General features: G+C 41.7%; 20 protein-coding genes and 1 tRNA gene. 11 read left to right on the plus strand and 10 right to left on the minus strand.

The window, feature by feature from the left end; all coding sequences use genetic code 11:
- Positions 1-8: 8 nt before the first annotated feature.
- The 8 genes from LC454_RS21135 to trmD all read right to left on the minus strand — a co-directional run bounded on the left by LC454_RS21135 (position 9) and on the right by trmD (position 6,495).
- Positions 9-1,097 carry a DUF4374 domain-containing protein gene (locus LC454_RS21135; protein WP_223584427.1) on the minus strand — a complete coding sequence of 363 codons (1,089 nt, stop codon included), beginning with the start codon at positions 1,095-1,097 and terminating at the stop codon, positions 9-11.
- A gap of 145 nt (positions 1,098-1,242) precedes the next feature.
- Positions 1,243-1,881: a hypothetical protein gene (locus LC454_RS21140; protein WP_223584428.1), complete on the minus strand. Its 639-nt coding sequence runs from the start codon at positions 1,879-1,881 to the stop codon at positions 1,243-1,245.
- 49 nt (positions 1,882-1,930) lie between these two features.
- The gene (locus LC454_RS21145; RefSeq protein ID WP_223584429.1) at positions 1,931-2,476 is read right to left on the minus strand and encodes an RNA polymerase sigma-70 factor; all 546 of its coding nucleotides are present in this window, start codon (positions 2,474-2,476) and stop codon (positions 1,931-1,933) included.
- 34 nt (positions 2,477-2,510) lie between these two features.
- On the minus strand, positions 2,511-3,293 hold the full coding sequence (gene trpC, locus LC454_RS21150; protein WP_223584435.1) for an indole-3-glycerol phosphate synthase TrpC: 783 nt from the start codon (positions 3,291-3,293) through the stop codon (positions 2,511-2,513).
- A 15-nt stretch (positions 3,294-3,308) separates the two neighbouring features.
- A complete protein-coding gene (locus LC454_RS21155; RefSeq protein ID WP_223584437.1) occupies positions 3,309-3,881 on the minus strand; it encodes an anthranilate synthase component II in 573 nt (190 codons plus the stop codon).
- The gene (locus LC454_RS21160) at positions 3,868-4,161 is read right to left on the minus strand and encodes a chorismate mutase (RefSeq protein WP_120261797.1); all 294 of its coding nucleotides are present in this window, start codon (positions 4,159-4,161) and stop codon (positions 3,868-3,870) included. Before LC454_RS21160 ends, LC454_RS21155 begins: the two co-directional genes overlap by 14 nt.
- The gene (locus tag LC454_RS21165) at positions 4,158-5,561 is read right to left on the minus strand and encodes an anthranilate synthase component I family protein (protein WP_223584439.1); all 1,404 of its coding nucleotides are present in this window, start codon (positions 5,559-5,561) and stop codon (positions 4,158-4,160) included. The genes LC454_RS21160 and LC454_RS21165 overlap by 4 nt, the downstream gene beginning before the upstream one ends.
- A gap of 256 nt (positions 5,562-5,817) precedes the next feature.
- Positions 5,818-6,495: a tRNA (guanosine(37)-N1)-methyltransferase TrmD gene (trmD, locus tag LC454_RS21170; protein ID WP_223584442.1), complete on the minus strand. Its 678-nt coding sequence runs from the start codon at positions 6,493-6,495 to the stop codon at positions 5,818-5,820.
- An 84-nt stretch (positions 6,496-6,579) separates the two neighbouring features.
- Between trmD and LC454_RS21175 the strand changes: the two genes are divergently transcribed.
- Together LC454_RS21175 and LC454_RS21180 are read left to right on the plus strand one after the other, a co-directional pair.
- A complete protein-coding gene (locus tag LC454_RS21175; protein WP_104385401.1) occupies positions 6,580-8,211 on the plus strand; it encodes an ABC-F family ATP-binding cassette domain-containing protein in 1,632 nt (543 codons plus the stop codon).
- A gap of 122 nt (positions 8,212-8,333) precedes the next feature.
- Positions 8,334-8,408: transfer RNA gene (locus tag LC454_RS21180), tRNA-Thr, on the plus strand.
- A gap of 85 nt (positions 8,409-8,493) precedes the next feature.
- Here LC454_RS21180 and LC454_RS21185 read toward each other — a convergent pair.
- The gene (locus LC454_RS21185; RefSeq protein WP_262903126.1) at positions 8,494-8,676 is read right to left on the minus strand and encodes a hypothetical protein; all 183 of its coding nucleotides are present in this window, start codon (positions 8,674-8,676) and stop codon (positions 8,494-8,496) included.
- Positions 8,673-8,951: a hypothetical protein gene (locus LC454_RS21190; RefSeq protein ID WP_223584444.1), complete on the minus strand. Its 279-nt coding sequence runs from the start codon at positions 8,949-8,951 to the stop codon at positions 8,673-8,675. Before LC454_RS21190 ends, LC454_RS21185 begins: the two co-directional genes overlap by 4 nt.
- 11 nt (positions 8,952-8,962) lie before the next feature.
- On the opposite strand from LC454_RS21190, the gene LC454_RS21195 reads away from it, so the two are divergent.
- The 9 genes from LC454_RS21195 (at position 8,963) to LC454_RS21235 (ending at position 20,265) form a co-directional block, all read left to right on the plus strand.
- Positions 8,963-10,474: a gluconokinase gene (locus LC454_RS21195; protein WP_223584446.1), complete on the plus strand. Its 1,512-nt coding sequence runs from the start codon at positions 8,963-8,965 to the stop codon at positions 10,472-10,474.
- A 16-nt stretch (positions 10,475-10,490) separates the two neighbouring features.
- Positions 10,491-11,813, plus strand: a complete 1,323-nt coding sequence (locus LC454_RS21200) for a gluconate:H+ symporter (RefSeq protein ID WP_223584448.1) — start codon at positions 10,491-10,493, stop codon at positions 11,811-11,813.
- A gap of 228 nt (positions 11,814-12,041) precedes the next feature.
- On the plus strand, positions 12,042-13,517 hold the full coding sequence (locus LC454_RS21205; protein ID WP_223584449.1) for a TPM domain-containing protein: 1,476 nt from the start codon (positions 12,042-12,044) through the stop codon (positions 13,515-13,517).
- A gap of 165 nt (positions 13,518-13,682) precedes the next feature.
- The gene (locus tag LC454_RS21210; protein WP_223584451.1) at positions 13,683-14,288 is read left to right on the plus strand and encodes a CDP-alcohol phosphatidyltransferase family protein; all 606 of its coding nucleotides are present in this window, start codon (positions 13,683-13,685) and stop codon (positions 14,286-14,288) included.
- Positions 14,281-15,126, plus strand: coding sequence for a phosphatidate cytidylyltransferase (locus LC454_RS21215; RefSeq protein WP_223584453.1), 846 nt, complete (start codon positions 14,281-14,283; stop codon positions 15,124-15,126). Before LC454_RS21210 ends, LC454_RS21215 begins: the two co-directional genes overlap by 8 nt.
- Before the next feature lie 35 nt (positions 15,127-15,161).
- Entirely contained in the window at positions 15,162-16,193 is a 1,032-nt protein-coding gene (locus LC454_RS21220; RefSeq protein WP_223584455.1) for a patatin-like phospholipase family protein, read from the plus strand.
- Between the two features lie 217 nt (positions 16,194-16,410).
- On the plus strand, positions 16,411-17,166 hold the full coding sequence (locus LC454_RS21225; protein WP_223584456.1) for an SDR family NAD(P)-dependent oxidoreductase: 756 nt from the start codon (positions 16,411-16,413) through the stop codon (positions 17,164-17,166).
- Positions 17,148-18,467 carry a phosphatase PAP2 family protein gene (locus tag LC454_RS21230; protein WP_223584457.1) on the plus strand — a complete coding sequence of 440 codons (1,320 nt, stop codon included), beginning with the start codon at positions 17,148-17,150 and terminating at the stop codon, positions 18,465-18,467. Before LC454_RS21225 ends, LC454_RS21230 begins: the two co-directional genes overlap by 19 nt.
- Before the next feature lie 97 nt (positions 18,468-18,564).
- Complete coding sequence (locus LC454_RS21235; RefSeq protein WP_223584458.1) at positions 18,565-20,265, plus strand: bifunctional alpha/beta hydrolase/class I SAM-dependent methyltransferase; 1,701 nt, start codon at positions 18,565-18,567, stop codon at positions 20,263-20,265.
- Positions 20,266-20,315 lie beyond the last annotated feature (50 nt).

Consider the following 20,315-nt stretch of genomic DNA (forward strand, 5'->3'; position numbering starts at 1 on the left):
TTAGAAATTTAATGTAGTCGGTCTATTCTGACAATAAAATCAGTCGCTTGATCTAGGGTAAGACCAACCTGAATATCTTTTGATTTGATATCATAGATCCAAACTTGATGCTGATCCTTTGCATCGTCTATTGTGATATAGGCTTTCCCATTTTCAACGAGAACAGATTCTTTGCGTGTTCCCTTGTCGAAGGGTAGGTTTAATTTTGTCGTAGTTTGGCTGATAAGATCGACCACATAGTACTCAAATTGATAGGTGGAATGATGATCACTAAAGTCTGTGTAGCGATCTCTACGTTCACTTCGGATGATAGCCTGATTGTTGCCCAAATACCACATGCCATAAGCGTGATTGTGCGTTTTTGCTGTTAGATTAAGAAAATAAGTAGGGTTGATGTGGGGCGAATTGTTGTCAATTCTGAAAATTGCGGTAGGTTTTGATGGGCTGTTGCCTAATGCTATACCAGGGCAGGACATAAAATAGAAATTGCCATTTTCGTCATGAAAGCTATAAGATTGAACAGTATTGACTCCTCCGGGGTAAGAGGAACGAGTATCTTTTTGTATATTTTCTAATTGTAAAGTCTTCTTATCCAGTGTCGCAATATACATTGTATCTATTGTGGTAAAGTCAGTCTCATTAATCACTTTATTAAAGGTATAACCGATCAATAACTGTTGTTGATGTATGGTACCAAACCCGACAGAAAGAATCTTAAAGTCCGCTGAGGCTGAAGGTAGTTTTACTTCTTGCTGTTGGTTGATTTTGAAATCGTTGACGGTAATTTTATAGACCCATAGCCGACGGTTTGTTTTGTTGTCCGAAGTAAATAGGAGTAATGTGTCTCGATCAAGCCAGTTTATATTTTCAATATGCTGATCTTGCATAGCCAACTGTGCAATTTCCTTTAATCCATTTGATTCAAGTGTATATTTTCTGAATTTTCCCGCTCTTAAAAAATAAAAATGCTTGTCCTTAGCAATGATGCTTCGGTCGAATTGTTGTGTCGGAATGTCTATGCCATTTTTTGAAATGGTCAGATTTCCACTATCAATGGTATTTGAGGTGATGATCGTGTTTCCGAGATCTTTATTCATCGTATAGAGACTGTACTTCCCGTCGGTATTTCTGCCCTCATCTTCTGTTCTGCAGCTTATTACTAAATGAAGTAATAACAAGGATAAGAATAGCGTGAAGCGGTTGGATAGCATGAGTGTATGGACTAATTGAAGATCTTCTTATTTAGATGATATTAAATTGTATTTTCAGTTCGTGTTGGATGGTAGGGGCTAAAAAGGTAAGTTCCGATTTAGAGATTATTACCTGCTTGCCATTTTTTTGTGGTTTTAATACAAAATATGTTTCCCCATGTTTGAGTTCCTTCTTTTTATCTGTTCCAAAAAAGCTAAAGGCAAAGTTTTTTTTGGGAATGAACATCATATTGCCCGAGGTTTTGAATTCCCCGGTATCCGTATTGATCTCAGCCCGTGCATTTTTACCGAGGATGATATTGTAACTATTTTGGTTAATATATTTCAGTCCAGCACTCGTTCCGTTATCAAAGATGGCGGCAGTTTTTTCGGCATCCTGACTGAATTGATAAAAACCAAAACAGAGTAACAGTACGATACTGGCTGCTATTCCAGTATATGTAAAGTTATATTTTTTAGCAGGAGCTATTGTTGGGACTCCAGACTGATCAATATGGCTGCTCAGCTCGGCCCAGATATCCGTTTCTAATTTTGTTTTTTTAGTGATGGAAATAGACAAGGGCTCCGACTCGAGGGTGTCATCCAATAACCATTCCTCCACTAGAAATTGTTCTGTGGGAGAGCATTGGCCTAAATGATATTTCTCTATGAGTTTATGGTCTATTTTCATATGATATACTTCCTGACAAAAGTACAGGATTTCTTTTGTATAGATAAATTTAGGATATATATTCCGTTAGTTCTGTTTTTAATGTTTTTAATGCCCGTGAAATATGATATTCTACCGCTCGTTCAGAAATATAGAGCTTATGCGCAATTTCCTTGTTGGTGAGCCCCTGTTCTCTGCTCATGCGAAATACATTTTTACATTGCTTGGGCAAACTATCGATCAGATTTGATATCTTCTTGGCTAGTTCATCAGCGATCAGCGAATTATCTACGTAATGTTCTTCTCTTGTATTTGAAATATTGTCTAGGTGTTGTTGTCGTGATACTTTATTGCGGATGTATTCAAATGTTTTGAGCTTTACTGATCTGATCAGATACCGTTCAACCTCGATGAGACGAAGCTCTTCACGTCGCTCCCAAAGTGATTTGAAAACATCCTGTACAATTTCCTTGGAATGCTCCTCATCTTTGATACTGCTCAGGCAAAAGGCAAACATACCTTCCCAGTGTTGAAGATATATTTGCTCAAAACCTGCTTTATCTATAATAAAAAACTCTTTTTCCAAAATACCAGTTCTCTGCTTGTTCTGACGCAAAGATAGGCTTATTTAGATTCGTTTTAAATAATTTCTAAATTTCTTTTACGAAATCCTTGATCGCTTTACCCGGATCTGCAGTTTTCATAAAATTTTCACCGATTAGAAAGCTTTGGAAACCAGCCTTTTTCAATGCTTTAATAGTCGTTGGGTCAGAGATGCCACTTTCAGAAACTTTAATATATTCGGATGGAATTTTATCCAAAAGCTCGTACGAATGGTTTAGATCTACGGAAAAATCTTTTAAGTTTCTATTGTTGACACCAATGGCATCAATATCGTCGAAAAGATTATCCAAAAGTTCCTGTTCATTGTGTACTTCAAGCAATACATTGAGTCCGATCTGATGTGCATAGGCGGCAAACTCCTGAACTTCTTCCTTTTTGAGGCAGGCCGCTATTAAAAGGATGACATCGGCACCATAAGCCTTGGCCTCAGTAATCTGATATTTGTCGACAATGAATTCTTTACGCAAAATAGGGATGTTAATTGCTTCCCTTGCTTTGGAAAGATCTTTAAGATTGCCCTTGAAAAACTCCCCATCGGTCAGCACAGATACTGCTGAGGCGCCAGCTTCTTCATAAGCCTTGACAACATCTTCGACTTTTGCCGTACTGTTGATATCTCCTTTTGAAGGTGATGCTCGTTTATATTCAGCTATAATCCCTGTTTTTTCAGGATCTAATATAGATTCCCGTAAAGAAAGACAGGCTACATTGAAATAGGGATAGTTCAACAGCTCTTCGAATGGAACTAAGGCCTTCGCCTTTTCTACTTCTATTCTTTTTCGTTCAATGATTTTATCGAGTATCGTCATTTTTTGTGTTGAGTATTAAGATAACCAGTTTTCAATTAATTTTTTTCCATTTGTTGTCAGTACTGATTCCGGATGGAACTGCATACCTCGCACATCATACTCCGTATGTGTCAGTGCCATGATGATGCCATTCTCGTCTACGGCTGTCACTTTAAGTGTGCTTGGCAATGTCTCTTTGTTTACAGCCCATGAATGGTAGCGTCCTATTTTGGAATCTTTCGGGAAGTCCTGGAATAACTTTTCGGATTCATCAGTGACAATAATGTTGGTAGCAACCCCATGCAGCGGTTTTTCCATATTAAATAGTGTGCCACCAAATACTTCGGCGATAGCCTGCTGCCCCAGGCAGATGCCCAATATACTTTTGTGCGGAGCATAGGTGCGGATCACGTCAAGCAATAGACCTGCCTCTTCCGGAATCCCGGGACCTGGGGAAAGAAGTATTTTATCGAATGCTTCCAGCTCTTCCAATTTGAATTTATCATTTCTCAACACCACATAGTCCTGTCCCAACTCCTGTAGCAAATGAACCAAATTATAGGTGAATGAATCGTAATTGTCAATGACGACGATTTTATTGTTGCTCATAGCCTCTTGTTGTATAGTCCTGATTAAAGTAATTATCTATTTCCTGAAATATCGCTTGAACAAATTCCACTGGCAGGTCGAATTTCTTTGCCAGTGTCGCCTGATTGCTGCTGATATTTTTAATAATATGCTGCCCGGCATCGGTATGATCATCTAATACTTTTGCCTTATTGAGATAGGTCTTCCGCAAAGCCAGCAATTCAACGATGCGGTTGTCGATGGTGTCTATCGAAACATTGATATGTTGTGTATTGACACAGTATTCTAATGGTCTGATCATAACGTTTCTGCTAATTGTAATGCTTTTCGCAAAGCAGCTATTTTATTGTTGACTTCCTGAAGTTCCATTTCAGGGTCAGAGTCCAATACAATTCCACCACCAGCTTGATAGTGCAAGGTGTTTTGTTTACTGAGGAATGAACGAATCATGATGGCATGATTGAAATCGCCATTGAAGCCCATAAAGCCAATCGCTCCGGAGTAGAACGAACGTTGCAATCCCTCGTAGCGGTCAATGAGTGTCAATGCCATGTGTTTTGGAGCTCCAGAGAGCGTCCCGGCAGGGTAGGTGTCGCCTACAATGTCGAATGGATTGATATTATCTTTTAATACCCCTGTTACCTTCGATACCAAATGGATGATATGCGAGTAGTATTGTGGTTCCATATAGGATTCTACTTTAACCTGTGTACAGTGTCTGCTCAGGTCATTACGTGCAAGGTCTACCAACATCACATGTTCGGAGGTTTCTTTCGGATCCTGTTTTAGCCTAGAGGCAATCTTTTGGTCTTCCTCCATGTTTCCGGTTCTTTTGAATGTTCCGGCAATCGGGAAGATCGTAGCCTGCTTGCCATGGATGCGCAATTGTGCCTCAGGCGATGAACCGAATAGTTTAAAGTCACCATAATCAAAATAGAATAGGTAAGGCGAGGGGTTAATGGAACGTAATGCACGGTAGACATTAAATTCATCACCTGAGAATGGTGTTCGGAAGCCTCGGGATGGAACGATTTGAAAGACATCCCCACGTTGGATATGTTCTTTCATCTTTTTCACCAATTGGCGATGATCTTCATCAGTACGGTTGGAACTTTCCTCTCCGGCCAATTTGAACGTATACTCTGGGAAGTTTTTGTTCTGGATCAGGAATTGCATGCGTTCCAGTTCTGACTCTTCATCTTCCAAAAGATGTTCGAAGATATAAAGCTGATTACGGAAATGGTCGATGGCAATCACATACTTGTAGACATGGTACTGCATAAACGGTATTTTCCGTGCCGGATCGACGGGTGTCGTCAGTTTGATATCCTCAAAATGTTCGATGCAATCAAATGTAAAGTAGCCAAATAGACCGTTGGAGATTAGGTTCAGTTCGGCTATCGTAGAATCTTCAAAAGAATTCCTGAAATCGGATACCTCCTGACGTAATTCTATTTCTTGTGCATTTTTTACAATTCGTTCTTTTCCGGGATAGGTTAATATTAACTCTCGCTCATCTAGTTGAATCCCTGCAATGGGCTGGCAACAGATATAGCTGATATTGTTGTCACGGCTATGGTAGTCGGAGCTTTCCAATAAGAGTGAATTTGGAAAGATATCCCTTAATCGAAGATAAATACTCACCGGTGTTGTTGTGTCGGCAAGCAACTTTCTGCTCTGTGTTTTGAATTTATACTTCATTTTATTCTTTTCTTCGTTATGATAAATTTTATACAAAAAAAACCCGATACTGGTTAGCATCGGGTTTGGAATTTCCACAAATGGTTTTGGTTGATTATGAAATATTATGACAATACCAATTGATTCCCGATGCTTATTGCTTCAGGCCACCACCAATTTGTATTTGTATATCTTCGTGTCATTATTACACAAATTTATAAAAAAAAATAAATAACCAAACTTTTTGTGATAAAAAAACAAAAAATCCCCTTATTTCTTAATCATTTAATAAATCAGGGCGTCGTTCTTGTGTTCTTTTTAGCTGTTGTTCGTCCTTCCATGCAGCAATTTTTGCTTCATGTCCACTGAGTAAAATATCGGGTACTTTGTGCCCTTTCCACTCTGCAGGGCGTGTATAGATCGGTGCATCCAACAATCCGTCCTGAAAAGAATCTGAAAGCGCAGAGGTTTCGTCCGATAGAACTCCGGGGATCAAACGGATGATGGCGTCTGTAACAATTGCCGCTGGAAGTTCGCCTCCGGACAGCACATAATCACCTATAGAGATTTCCTTTGTCACATATATATCTCTGATGCGTTGGTCTATACCTTTGTAGTGGCCACAGAGAATCATCATGTTACTTTTTGTCGAGAGCCCATTTGCAATATCCTGATTGAAGGTTTCTCCATCGGGAGTCATATAGATGATTTCATCGTATGTCCGTTCGGCTTGCAATTGTTCAATACACTTAGCGAAGGGTTCGATCTGTAGTACCATGCCGGAGCCGCCGCCATAGGGGTAATCGTCCACACTTTTGTGCTTATTTGTTGAGTAATCTCTTAAATTGTGTACATATATCTCCGCGAGGCCTTTATTCTTTGCACGTTGCAAAATAGAGTGTGCAAATGGACTTTCCAAAAGGTCTGGTAGGACCGTAATAATATCAAAACGCATGGCGCAAAGATACACAAAAATGATCCATTGTATATTTATAAGATTGATTCGCTTATCTTTGTGGCAAATTTAAGTGTACATACAGTGATTGACGTAAATAATATTTCTGTTTCCTTTGGGGGAACGACTCTTTTTTCGGATGTATCTTTCTCGATCAATGAGAATGATAAGATTGCATTGATGGGTAAGAATGGTGCTGGTAAATCTACCCTGTTGAAAATTATCGCTGGAGTGGGTAAACCTACGACAGGTAATGTGGCGGGGCCAAAAGATGCCGTCATTGCTTATCTACCGCAACATTTGCTGACGCAGGATCATGTGACGGTCTTTGAGGAGACCTCGAAGGCTTTTGAAGAGGTTTATGGAATGCGGGATGAATTGGAGCAGCTGAACGAGCAATTGAATATCCGTACAGATTATGAGTCGGATGATTATATGCAATTGATCGAGCGGGTGTCGGAACTAAGCGAGAAGTTTTATTCAATCGAAGAGGTCAATTACGATGCAGAAGTAGAAAAGGTGTTGAAGGGGCTTGGTTTCGAGCGTTCTGACTTTACCAGACAGACTTCGGAGTTTTCCGGGGGGTGGCGTATGCGTATCGAGCTTGCCAAAATACTATTGAAGAAACCGGATCTGATTTTGTTGGATGAGCCAACCAACCACATGGATATCGAGAGTATCCAATGGCTGGAGGATTTCCTTGTCAATTCTGCCAAGGCAGTTATTGTTATTTCACACGATAGAGCCTTTGTTGATAATATAACCAACCGTACCATCGAGGTAACGATGGGCCGTATCTATGATTATAGAGCCAAGTATAGCCATTATTTGGAGTTGCGTCAGGAAAGACGTCAGCATCAATTGAAAGCTTATGAGGAGCAACAACGTTTTATTGCTGACAATCAGGAATTCATTGATCGTTTCAGAGGTACTTACTCGAAGACTCTACAGGTGCAGTCGCGCGTAAAGATGTTGGAAAAGCTGGAAGTTATCGAAATTGACGAAGTAGATACTTCGGCGCTGCGCCTGAAATTTCCACCTTCACCTCGATCGGGTCAATACCCTGTCATTGTGGAGGATCTTACCAAGGCTTATGATGAGCATGTGGTATTCCATAAAGCCAATATGGTGATTGAACGTGGCGAAAAAGTTGCCTTTGTCGGTAAAAATGGAGAGGGTAAATCGACCATGATCAAAGCGATTATGGGTGAAATAGATTTTGAAGGTACATTGAAGGTGGGGCATAACGCCAAGATCGGTTACTTTGCCCAAAATCAGGCGGCATTGCTTGATGGTGAATTGACTGTTTTTGATACCATCGATCAAATTGCAATAGGCGATGTGCGTGTTAAAATGAAAGATCTCTTGGGTGCTTTTATGTTTAGTGGTGATGACACGACTAAAAAGGTAAAGGTATTATCTGGTGGAGAGCGAACTCGTTTGGCCATGATAAAACTTCTTTTGGAGCCAGTGAATGTGTTGATTCTCGATGAGCCTACCAACCATTTGGACATGAAAACCAAAGATATTATCAAAGATGCCTTAAAGGATTTTGATGGTACATTGATCCTTGTTTCACACGACCGGGACTTTTTGGACGGCTTAGCAGAAAAAGTATTTGAGTTTGGAAATAAGCGTGTCCGTGAACATTTTGAGGATATCAAAGGATTCTTGGAATATAAGAAAATGAGCAGCTTAAAGGATATTGAACGATAACATCTAAATCAACGAAGTGTAAACGTATGCTGTTAGTCTATCTCATATAACATACGCTACAAGTTTTTGTTCAAATCCCGATATTTGCAGCACAGAAATCAGAAACTTTATCTGTAAACGAAGCCTCCTTAGCTCAGCTGGTAGAGCAACTGACTTGTAATCAGTAGTAGGTCATTGGTTCATCCCGATAGGAGGCTCAGTTATAAAAAGCGGCTTTATATAAAAAAGCCGCTTTTTAGCGTTTAAAACGAAGATTAAATCGAATTTTCAAGCTTTTGTCCCTTAATCCCAAAGTGTGTGAAAGATACCTTCCTGATCAATACATTCATAGGTATGTGCGCCAAAATAGTCTCGTTGTGTTTGTATAATATTTGTAGGTAATTTTTCGGACCGGTAGGCATCAAAATAAGAAAGTGCGTTTACGTATCCGGGTACAGGTATCCCGTTTGCGATAGCATCTTTCAATACCTCGCGAAACCGTTGTCGGCGATGTTCAGCAATAAATTACGTCCCATTACGCCGAGTCCAACTATTCCAAAATCGTAGTTATTCATTTTATCTATACTCATCGTTTGATACCGTTTTTTTCTAAGTTGAAGTTTACCATTTTTGTTGATACTATGAAAGACAATTATCAGCAGATCGGTATGAGGCGCTTTTCTCGCTTCAATTACTTCGCTGGTATTGAGTCTTTTGTTGTAAACCAACAGATAATCCGTATATTGAACTCTTCTAAACATCAATTTTATTTATGATCATTGGATTAGACATTGGGACATCATCTGCGAAAGCTGTTGCATTTGACAACGAAGGTAACATCTTGTCGCAGCATAGTATACCTTATCCCATATTAAACCCGTCGGAAGGCTGGTATGAGCAAGATCCGGAGATTGTTTACGGCGCATGTATTGAGTCTATTGCACATGTAATGATTGGCTTAAAGCAATCTAGTGCCGAGATACCGAAACCCGTATGTATTTCAGTGAGCAGTGCTATGCACGGACTGATCGCTGTTGATTCGGTGGGCAAGCCACTTAGCAATTGCATGATATGGGCAGATCGCAGAAGCGAGGATATTGCGGTTGCCTTGCAGGCAAGTGAGGCGGGCAGGCTGTTGTACCAGCAGACGGGCACACCAATACATCCCATGTCTTTGCTTTGCAAATTAATGTGGATAAAGTCCAACGATCAAAAATTATTTGCTCAGTCGCACAAGTTTATCGGGATCAAAGAATTTCTTTTTTACAGGCTCTTTGGAGTTTATGTGGTCGATCATTCCATTGCATCTGCAACAGGGCTTTTCGACATACATCAGCTAAGGTGGTCTGATCAGGCGTTAAGATTGACGGGCATATCGGAAGAGAAACTAGCATCACCAGTTCCGGTCGACTATATTTTAAATATGCCTAACCGAGAAATTGCGGCCTTGATGCAGATCCCTGCAGATACCCCTTTTGTTATAGGTGGTAGCGATGGTTGTTTGGCTAATCTGGGGGTAGGGGCTATTAGTCCTGGGGTGGCTTCGATAACTGTCGGTACCAGTGGTGCTATTCGTGTAGCAAGTTCGCAGGCAAATCAAGAAAAAAAACAAAGGCTATTTACCTACCTACTGAGGCCAAATGAATATATAATTGGTGGCGCGGTTAACAATGGCGGTGTATTACGCAACTGGTTTCGAGATAATTTTTTGCATGAATTTACCCAAACGGAAACGGATGAAGATTCTTCTGCTGCGTTAAATGCTTTGGTCGACTCCGTCGTTCCCGGGGCAGAGGGCTTGATATTCTTGCCCTATCTAACTGGTGAACGGGCACCACATTGGAATTCCAATGCAAAAGGCGTTTATTTTGGAATACAGCTCCATCATGGCAGGGCGTACTTTGCGCGGGCCATGATGGAAGGGATGTTGTTTGCAATTTACAGTGTAGGAATCGCATTAGAGGAGAATACTGGCCCCATTCATACGATCTTTGCAAGCGGCGGCTTAGCACGTTCATCGTTGTTGCTGCAAATGCTTGCAGACATTTTCAATAAACCTGTATTCACCAAAAATACGGTAGAAAGCTCTGCATGGGGAGCAGCATTGATAGGCTTGGAAGCATTGGGTATACAGCGAGGGGAGCCTTCCGTAAAAAACAAGCAAACAGAGGGAACACAAGATACCGAGTACTATTACAAACCGAGTGAAGAGAATCACGCCGTATATATGAAGAACTTCCAGAAATTTGAACGCCTGTACCATATATTGGAAGGTGAGTTTTAACTAGATGTAAATTATTATGCCTCTAATCATCGTTATTTTGGGAGTAGCTTTGCTACTTCTTTTAGTCACTGTCGTCAGGTTAAACACGATCTTTTCATTACTGATAACCTCTGTTGCGGTTGGTTTTGCTATGAATATGAATGCCGTCGATATCCTTAAATCCGTTGAAACCGGAGTGAGTAGTACTATGGGCCAATTGGCACTTTTGTTGGCTTTCGGGTCTTTACTGGGTAAATTGATGGCGGAGGGGGGCGCTGCAGAAAAGATTACAACGAAACTAACGGCGGTATTTGGCAGAAAGAACTTACCTTGGGCAATGGTTCTCACGGGCTTTTTAGTAGGAATTCCTTTATTTTACAATGTCGGTTTTATCGTCTTGGTACCGTTTGTTTTCATGGTATGTGCTTCCAATAAAATGCCCTTGCTTTACGTGGGTATTCCACTGCTGGCAGCGCTGTCTGTGACGCACGGTTATTTGCCACCGCATCCGGGAGCTACAGCCATAGCGGTTACTTACAATGCGGATATAGGTTTGACAATGGCCTATGGCATTGTTGTGGCAATTCCAGCCATAATCATTGGTGGGCCGCTCTTTGGTAGGATGCTTAAGCGTATTCCGACCAACCCACCGGCGGAGTTTTTTCCTGAATACAATCAGGCAGATAGGAAAGAGCTTCCTGGATTTGCAATAAGTATATTTACGGGACTGTTTCCAATAATTTTAATTGCTTTTGGTTCATTTGCACATCTAATATTCCCAGAAGATTCCCCTTGGCTGACGGCACTACGTTTCTTGGGTGACCCGGTGGTGGCTTTAATGATTGCATCTCTGGTGGCGATGTACACGATGGGGATCCGCCAAGGTAAAAGTTTGCGGGAGCAGTCAGAAAGTGTGGAAGAAGCAATCCGTGGGATAATGATGATCCTTTTTATCATTGCAGCATCAGGCGCCTTCAAGCAAATTTTGGTAGATAGTGGTGTAGCGAACTACATCGCTGACCTAACTGCAGACCTTAGCTTGTCACCTCTTGTGCTTGCATGGTTAATAGCCGGTATCATTCGCCTAGTTATCGGTTCGGCAAGTGTTGCTGGACTCACGGCAGCGGGCATTATGCTCCCCATTGTGCAAGCAGGAGATGTTACTCCTGAATTAATGGTGCTAGCGACCGGAGCGGGCAGTCTCATGTTCTCACACGTCAACGATCCGGGGTTTTGGATGTTTAAATCTTATTTTGGAGTGAGCGTGAAGGATACATTTCGCTCATGGACGGTGATGGAAACGCTGGTTTCTGTTATTGGATTGATCGGTGTCTTGATTTTACACTGGCTTGGTCATTGATAGCGATAAACAGGCCCGCGTACTGTGGCTATAGTTCAACAAAACGGTTATATAAAGTAATTGCTAGGATACATTAATAGGACGGAGAGTCTCAAACGAATATTGAATTATACAGGCCCATAATCGGTTGATTATGGGCTTTTTTTTGATGGAAACCTTTGTTTGATTTTTTTTTCTTAATATCGTGACAATGAACCAAATTTTGTTGTTTGAGTTATTCTAAAAAATATGCATAGATCACATCAACTCTATATCTTCCTTTTATTTTGGCTAAGCTGCTGTTTAAATGCTGTTCCGGTATTGGCACAGTATACTGTCGATAATGTACCTAGTCCGAAGCAGAAAGGGCAAGACTATTTTGTCTCCAATCCTGATGGGATCTTGTCATCGGGTACTGTAGCTGAACTGGATGGTTTATCCACACAGATCGAAGCAGCTACCAAAAGTGAATATGCCATTGTATTGGTCAATGACTATGTCGGTGACAGCGATTTTGAATTTGCACTTAAACTATTTAATACCTGGGGTATCGGCAAGAAGGGGAGTAACAATGGTTTATTATTGTTTATTGCCAAAGATCGGCGGGAATATCGTTTTATTACGGGATATGGGATGGAAAGTACCTTGCCTGATGCCTATTTAAAGCGGATCGGTGAGAAGTATCTGGTGCCTAATTTTCGAAATGGAAATTATGACCAAGGAGTTTCTGAGGCTTCACAGTTTATCAAAACCATTCTAATGTCGCCTGATAGCAAGGCTGAATTGGAGCGCCTGATGCCTGAGGCAACTCCGATCTGGAGCTTCAGCAGTCCTATCCTGCGAAATTCACTTTTGGTGCTAGCTTTATTTGCCGTCTGTTATATCTGGCTGGGTGAGGTGACCCGCGCGATAAAAGGGCAACTGACCAAGAAAAGTAAGTATTTTCCACCACTGGTCAGCGGCTGTGGTTGTATGGGGATGTTGATGTTTGCCAGTGTGTTTATATGTGCTTTTGCGTTGAACAACTTTGAAGTCGTTTATCAATGGAAAAACCTTCCTTACTTTATTTTTATATTTGGCAGTATTACATTGGCGATGAAATATAATGCGAGCCGTACGCAGATTGTCAATTCTTATCGCGATGAGGAGAATATCCAGCAAGCCTTACGTAAATTTCGCATTTGGGGACTTGTTCCTTTATTGCTAAGTCCTTTGGCGCTGTTTGATCTTTTTGGAATAAATAAGCGGATTCGAAGGAATGAACTACGATTGACCCCTCCGGATGGTTCGGGGCGTTGGTTACGGATGAATAAGGATGATGTATCTATCAGAGAAAGTGCTTACCTAGATCAGGGACAACTCATGGAGGAGAAAATTGGTAGTCGATCTTATGAGATTTGGGTAGATCAGATAAGCAATGAAACCAAGTTGGTTCCCTGGGATGAAAATGCGGGGTACATTGATTGTCCTCAATGTCATTACCGTACGTTTGAAACGGGACTTTCACATACGATCCGATCTGCAACATACAGTTCGCAGGGCTTGGAGGAACGTTTTGATAAATGTAAGAACTGTGGGCATCGCGTATCTCATGGTGAGCATACTATACCTGTTAAAGTGCGGTCTTCATCGAGCAGGTCTGGTGGCGGTGGATCCAGTAGTAGTGGCGGTGGAAGTTTTGGCGGTGGTTCTTCAGGTGGTGGAGGCGCAGGCGGGCGATGGTAGTTCGTGATTTAGTGGGCAAAAAAAAAGGTTTTCAATCGGGGAGAATGAAAACCTTAAATAACCAATTATAAACCTAAATTATGATGGTATAAATATAGTGTATTTTTTACACTATCAAAAGTTTTTTTTAAAAAAAATAAAAAAAGTAAGCTATATAGCGCATATATGATTTCTGTTTATAAATTAAAACCAAAGTTTCAGCAGTTATTGATGCCGATTCTGACTTTCTTGCATCGGAAAAAGGTAACAGCCAATCAGATAACTATTGGGTCGATCGTTTTGTCTTTGGTTATCGCAGTATCGTTTTGGTACGCTGACCGGATGTCAATTTTGTTCTTGGTATTACCGATCGGTTTATTATTGCGGATGGCCTTCAATGCATTGGATGGCATGATGGCCCGTCTTTTCAATCAGACAAGTAAAAAAGGGGAAGTCTTGAACGAGGTAGGCGATATTGTCTCCGATGTCCTGATCTTTTTTCCCTTGCTGAAATTTCATCCTGAGAGTTTATATCTGGTGGTATGCTTTATTATTTTGTGTGTCATCAATGAATTCTGTGGTCTGATTGGAAAAGTTGTGGCCAATGATCGTCGTTATGATGGGCCCATGGGTAAAAGTGACCGTGCATTGTTGCTCGGCGTATATGGTATTTTGAGCTTGTTACAGGTCTCGATAACGACTATTTCAGTTTATATTTTTGCTGTGCTATGTTTGCTATTGGTCTTGAGTTCGATAACGCGATTAAGAAAGGCATTGGTGGTACATGAGTGAAGTATCCAATCCGAAGGGCAAGTTTGCTGACGTACCTGTACGGGTCAGAAGCTGGGGTTATATCGTACTGGTACTGGCTATCGTTTTCGTTCCGCAAACAATAACATTGCTGTTTGTTTCCTGGCTGACGTTTCAGGGCATGCGCGAGTTTATGAAGATGTTTGTCCCCAATTTTAGTTTTGCACTGCCCTTTGCTATTGTAGCGGGTCTATTGCAGCTGATCCTTTTAATCCACTGTTCATACAGCGCCTATCTATGTTGGGCGACACTATTGTGCATAGGAGTTGGGCTGTTTTTCCGGTTGGGACAGAAAACAGCGATGAGTGCTGCTATCGGGATGACCTTTGGAGCGGCTGCCTGTCTGCTTGCATTCAGCCAACTGGCCTTTATCCGAGCAGTACAAATCAATCAGGATGAGCTCATGGGATTACGGCTTGTAGCCTATATCATTGTTTTAACGGAACTGAACGATGTATTCCAATATCTAATGGGTAAATTCTTTGGTAAACGAAAGATTGTTCCGCGTATCAGTCCAAACAAAACTGTTGCCGGATGTATCGGTGGGATCGGGCTGACGGTAATTTTGAGTAATATCTTGGGCTATCTGTTATTGCCATTTGGGGATTTTATCTGCTTTTCGTTGCTTGGTCTGCTCTTTGGTTCATTGGGATTTTGTGGTGATGTGCTTTTCTCCTTTTTGAAACGCAAGACGGGAGTCAAGGATACGGGTACATTAATCCCCGGACATGGTGGATTACTGGATCGGATAGATAGCTTGGTGTTTAATGCACCTGTTTTCTATGGTTTGATTTGTTTGATAGAAATGACGAATTTGTAAGTAAAACCAGAATATCATATCTAATATATCGCGAAATGAATTATCAGCGGGCAGTTTTATTTTCAGGAGGTGGTACTCGTTTTGGCTTGTACTTGGGAATGTATGCCGCGCTGGAGGAACTGGGGTTAAAACCGGATCTACTGATTGCCGCCTGCGGTGGATCGCTGGCTGCTGCGATTATTCAGGCTTTTGCAACAGATGCAGAGCGGAAATCTTATCTCCAATCCGAAGAGTTTTATCGCTTCTTCTGTGGGCATCAGCTTACGGAACAACGTCATCTGGGTAAACTGGGGTGGTATGTGTTAAAAAAGCAGTGGGATAAACGATCTGCTCCTTATCTGGAAGATGTCTTTGATCGTTATCTGGTCGATATGGAATATGATCTTTCGCCCTTATTACCAACTTTGAACCGCCCATTTTCGGAGGAAATACCGTCGATTATTATTGGTTCGAAAATGCTTTTTGACCGTTCGGGAGTTGGGGAGAGACGTGGCCAACGTAAGCTCTATCAGAAAATCCTGATGGGAAATACAAGTGTACTATCGAACGTAAATTTGGATAGCATTCAAATTCAAGGTGAAAATTATGGACAAAGTGCTGTTACCTCAACGATAGCGATAAATTCAGCGGTGACATTGTTGGAGGCTGTTCGTATTTCCATGTCCGATATGTTTTATATAGAGCCGATACAGCGGAATGGGGAATTTTATGCCGGTGGAGCCATTGATCTGGTCCCTGTAGAGTTGGCGCAGTCTTTGGCCGCAGAAGTTATCTGTGAGCGGAAGCCGCCGTATAAATTGCAGGAAGAGGGATTGGTAAGGGCGGTATTGGGCTTCAGCGGAAACCAACGCTTGCGGGATATTGATCGGCAATTTCAGGGGATCCGATGGATCGATACAAGGGATGCCGCGGAACAGTTAGCAGGAAACTATTGTAAAAAAGGTATAGATTGGCGTAGATTTGAAATAACATTGTCCCTACCAGCAAGTCTGGATGAATTTGCCACCGCTATGGAAGCACAGTGGAATTATGGATATCGGAAGACGTTGGAACTGCGTATGGCGTAGTGCCCGAGATATCAGAATAATGGTAGTTTGGAGAGAGGCCATGCGAGCGAAGAGATCGTTCACAATGTACATAAATTATGAAGTTCTGGAGAGCTTGGAATTGTATATGGTTTAATACGGGATCTATTGGAAAACTTAGGTGGCATACATCGAAGGTTTATTTGTTTGACAAGATAGCCCGATCAAGCGGGTAAAATAATCGCTATTTTTTTATAAAATGAAGGTATTTATCGCAGGCGGAACAAGCGGAATAGGTTTGGCACTAGCACAATGCTATCTCCAACAGGGGGCTGAAGTTGCTGTATGTGGTCGAGACCTTTCAAAGTTGACCAATCAACAAGCAGACGATGCGCTCATCAAGTTTGAAGTAGATGTATGTAATCGGGATGCTTTGGCTGATGCCGTTGATTCCTTCTGTAATCATGTGGCATTGGATCTTTTTATCAATTGTACCGGAAGTTATGCTGATGATGTGGCACAGCGTATCAGTTATGAAGAGGCAGGTGAGATGCTCCGAGTCAATATGCTCGGTACCCTGAACTGTTTTGAAGTCGCCAGCGAAGCCATGCGTGGACAATCAAAGGGGCAGATCGCGACAATAGCATCCGTCTCGGGAACTTTAGACTTTCCGAATTCAAGTTTGTACAGCAAAACAAAGCGAGCCGCAATCCAAATGGCAGAAGCTTATCGGAGGGCATTGCTTCCGTATGGGATTGCAGTGACAGTCATCGCACCAGGGTATGTGGATACAACTAAGCTCCGTCAACTTAATCAGCAGGATCTCTCCAAAAAGCCCTTTTTGATCAGTGTAGACGATGCCGCGCAACGCATCTTAAAAGCGATACAGCAAAAGAAAAAAATCGTGATTTTTCCGAAGCGTATGAAATGGTTGATGGGATTTTTAGGCCTGCTCCCTCATGTATTATTAAGTAAAATCATGTTTAGGAAAGCCAAATGGATGAAAAACGATTAAAGAAAGTAGGCGGGCAGCTCCTTGTTGCCATCTATTGCCTGTTACTTTTTCAACTTACCTATCTTTATACTGCAGCCTACGCCTCCAGTTTAGCTGCGGTACCTTCTTTTGTATTTGCTTTTGAACAGTACATCCCATTCATTCCATGGATGATTCTGCCCTATATGAGCAGTGGACTATTTTTTTGCCTTGTGCCATTTTATTGCGGACAAAAGAGCGAACTCCTGTGTTATGCAAAGCGATTTACGTTTGTCACCCTGATTGCGGCATTGTGCTTTCTCCTTTTTCCGCTGCGGTTTTCTTTTGACAGACCGTCGGTTGAAAATCCTCTGTTTAACATTTTCTTTTCCTTCTTAAAGGAATATGATTCGCCTTTTAATCAGGCACCCTCCCTGCATGTCGCTTATGCTTGTCTTTTTTGGTCGGTGCTGTGTTGGAAGTTCAACGGATGGAAGAAAATAATCTTTGGCATCTGGCTTCTGTTGATGGGCCTGGGAACATTGACGGTATATCAACACCATGTAATCGATCTACTGACAGCTTGCATATTGGTTCAGGTCAGTTTTATACTCTTTCCAAATAAGGAGTGGGGCAGAAATCAACAGCCAGCGAATACTTATTACCTCATCGGCTGGATATTCATGCTACTGGCACTGCTCTGCGAGGGATACGTATTGCCGCTGATTGTTTTTGCTTGGATAGCCTTAGTCTGCTTTGCGGTTGGTAACAATTACCTGTGCGGTAATACGGGGTTTTTAAAGGATCATCGGGGTCGAATACCGCTGATCAAGAAAGTATTTTACGCTCCTTACCAATTTGTGTACTGGTTGACGTGGCGTTTTTTTAGAAAGAAAAATAATCCGTCGCTGATGGAATTACTACCCCGCTGTTATGTGGGGCCAAGGTTGAACGCTTCGGAACTTGTAGTCATGGGGTTGGATCGCAATCTGGTTGTTTTTGACCTCGCAGCTGAGCTGGAGGAAGTGAGACTCTTGGGTGCCATGGAAAAGTATTATTCTTTCCCTTTGCTGGATATTGCGGAGATCAGTGTGTATGATGCCCATGTGACCATAGACGCAATGGTATCCGCTTATCACACATTGGATGAACATGAAAATATGATCATTCATTGTACAATGGGTTATAGTAGGAGCATGATTTTTGCTATTCTGATGATTCAGAAATTATTATCTTTAGATTTAAATAAAGCTATTGATCGGGTGAAGTCGATCAATAGACATATGGTGTTACAGGATCATGCGATCCCGTTGATGAAAATTATCGTCGCGGACAGATCCTAATCAAAAAGGGTGGCTTGGTCTTTGTTTTTAACAGCCATAGCTGAATAGATACTAAAATTACATACACCATTGTATTGATGGAATAAATTATAAAAAGATGAAATCAGGTTATTTTAAGAGTTTCGATCAAGGGGAGCTGCTATATCGTGTTTGGAATTATCAAAAGGGACAAAAGGCTTTAGTTGTATTGCACCGTGGGCATGAACATTCAGAACGCCTGCAAGAGATGGCTACCGATCCACAGTTTGCCGATTATTCCATCTTTGCATTTGATCTGCGGGGACATGGCCATACCAAAGTGCCCGTATCACCAGTATTCATGGATAATGTGCGCGATCTGGACAGTTTTGTGGCCTATATCCGCGCCGAATATGCGGTTGATACGAAGGATGTCTTTGTCATCGCCAATAGTATTGCTGGGGTCATTGTGAGTGCTTGGGTACATGATTTTGCCCCTCCGATTGCAGGTATGGCTTTATTGGCCCCTGCCTTTGAGATTAAACTGTATGTACCATTGGCCAACCAGATGATTGCGCTTGGAACCAAGCTGAAAAAGGATCTTGTTATCCAAAGCTATGTCAAGGCGAAGGTACTGACCCATGATATTGAGCAACAACAGGCTTATGATGCTGATCCCCTAATCTCAAAATCCATTAACGGCGCTTTATTGGTTGATCTATTGAAAGCTGGTGTGCGTATCGTAGACGATGCAGCCGCAATCGATATTCCCGTGATTGTGCTATCCGCCGAAAAGGACTATGTGGTTAAAAACTCAGTGCAAAAGCAATTCTTCGTTTCCATCGCTTCCAAGCTAAAGACATTTATTACCCTGCGCAATTTTTATCATGGTATACTGTTTGAATCCAACAGACAGAAAGTGTATACCTATTTAAAAGATTTTATTACGAAAGCCTATGCAAGGAAAAAGCCTGAACAAGGGTTAGAGCCCGACGAGTTTTCGGTAAAAGAATATGAAAAATTGTATCATAAGGTGATGCCTGCGGCTGAGAAGCTAAATTATGCTTTCCAGAAATGGACTTTAGGCAAGATCGGATCATTGAGTCATGGCATGAACTTAGGGCTTCAGTTTGGTTTTGATTCAGGAATTTCATTGGATTATGTATATCGCAATGAGCCGAAAGGCAGGTTGGGGCTAGGTAAAGTCATTGATAAAGGGTACTTGGAAGCGATCGGCTGGAAAGGAATCCGCATACGCAAACAGCATCTATTACGTCTATTGGAAGAGAATATTGAGCAGGTCAAGTCTACAGGCCGGCTTGTGAAAATATTGGATATCGCTGGTGGTACCGGAAATTATTTGTTTGACATCAAAGAAAAATATCCGGAAGTGGAGATCGTGATCAACGAGTTTATGTTGTCAAATATTGCTGTGGGAGAGAAAATCATCAAGAAGAAAAGGTTCCAAGGAATACGTTTCAGCAATTACGACTGTTTTGATCTGGAGACTTACAGCAAGCTGGATTTTGAACCTAATATTGTGGTGATCTCTGGTATTTTCGAATTGTTTGGCAACAATGAAATGGCGAGCAGGGCGGTGCATGGTGCGACTTCCATTTGTGAGGAAAACAGCCATCTGGTCTATACCGGACAGCCATGGCATCCACAGTTGAAAATGATCGCTTTTGTGCTGAACAGTCATCAAAAGAAAGATTGGGTCATGCGCCGACGTTCGCAGAAAGAACTGGATCGGATTATGGCGTATAATGGGGTGACCAAGGAGCGGATGCTTATTGACGATTACGGAATATTTACCGTTTCTTCGGGGGCTGTGAAATAGGGCAATCGTGCTTCGGAATGACTGTAGATGCCATCTTAGCTAAATCATCT

The sequence above is a fragment of the Sphingobacterium sp. GVS05A genome (assembly GCF_019969845.1).
GTDB lineage: Bacteria > Bacteroidota > Bacteroidia > Sphingobacteriales > Sphingobacteriaceae > Sphingobacterium.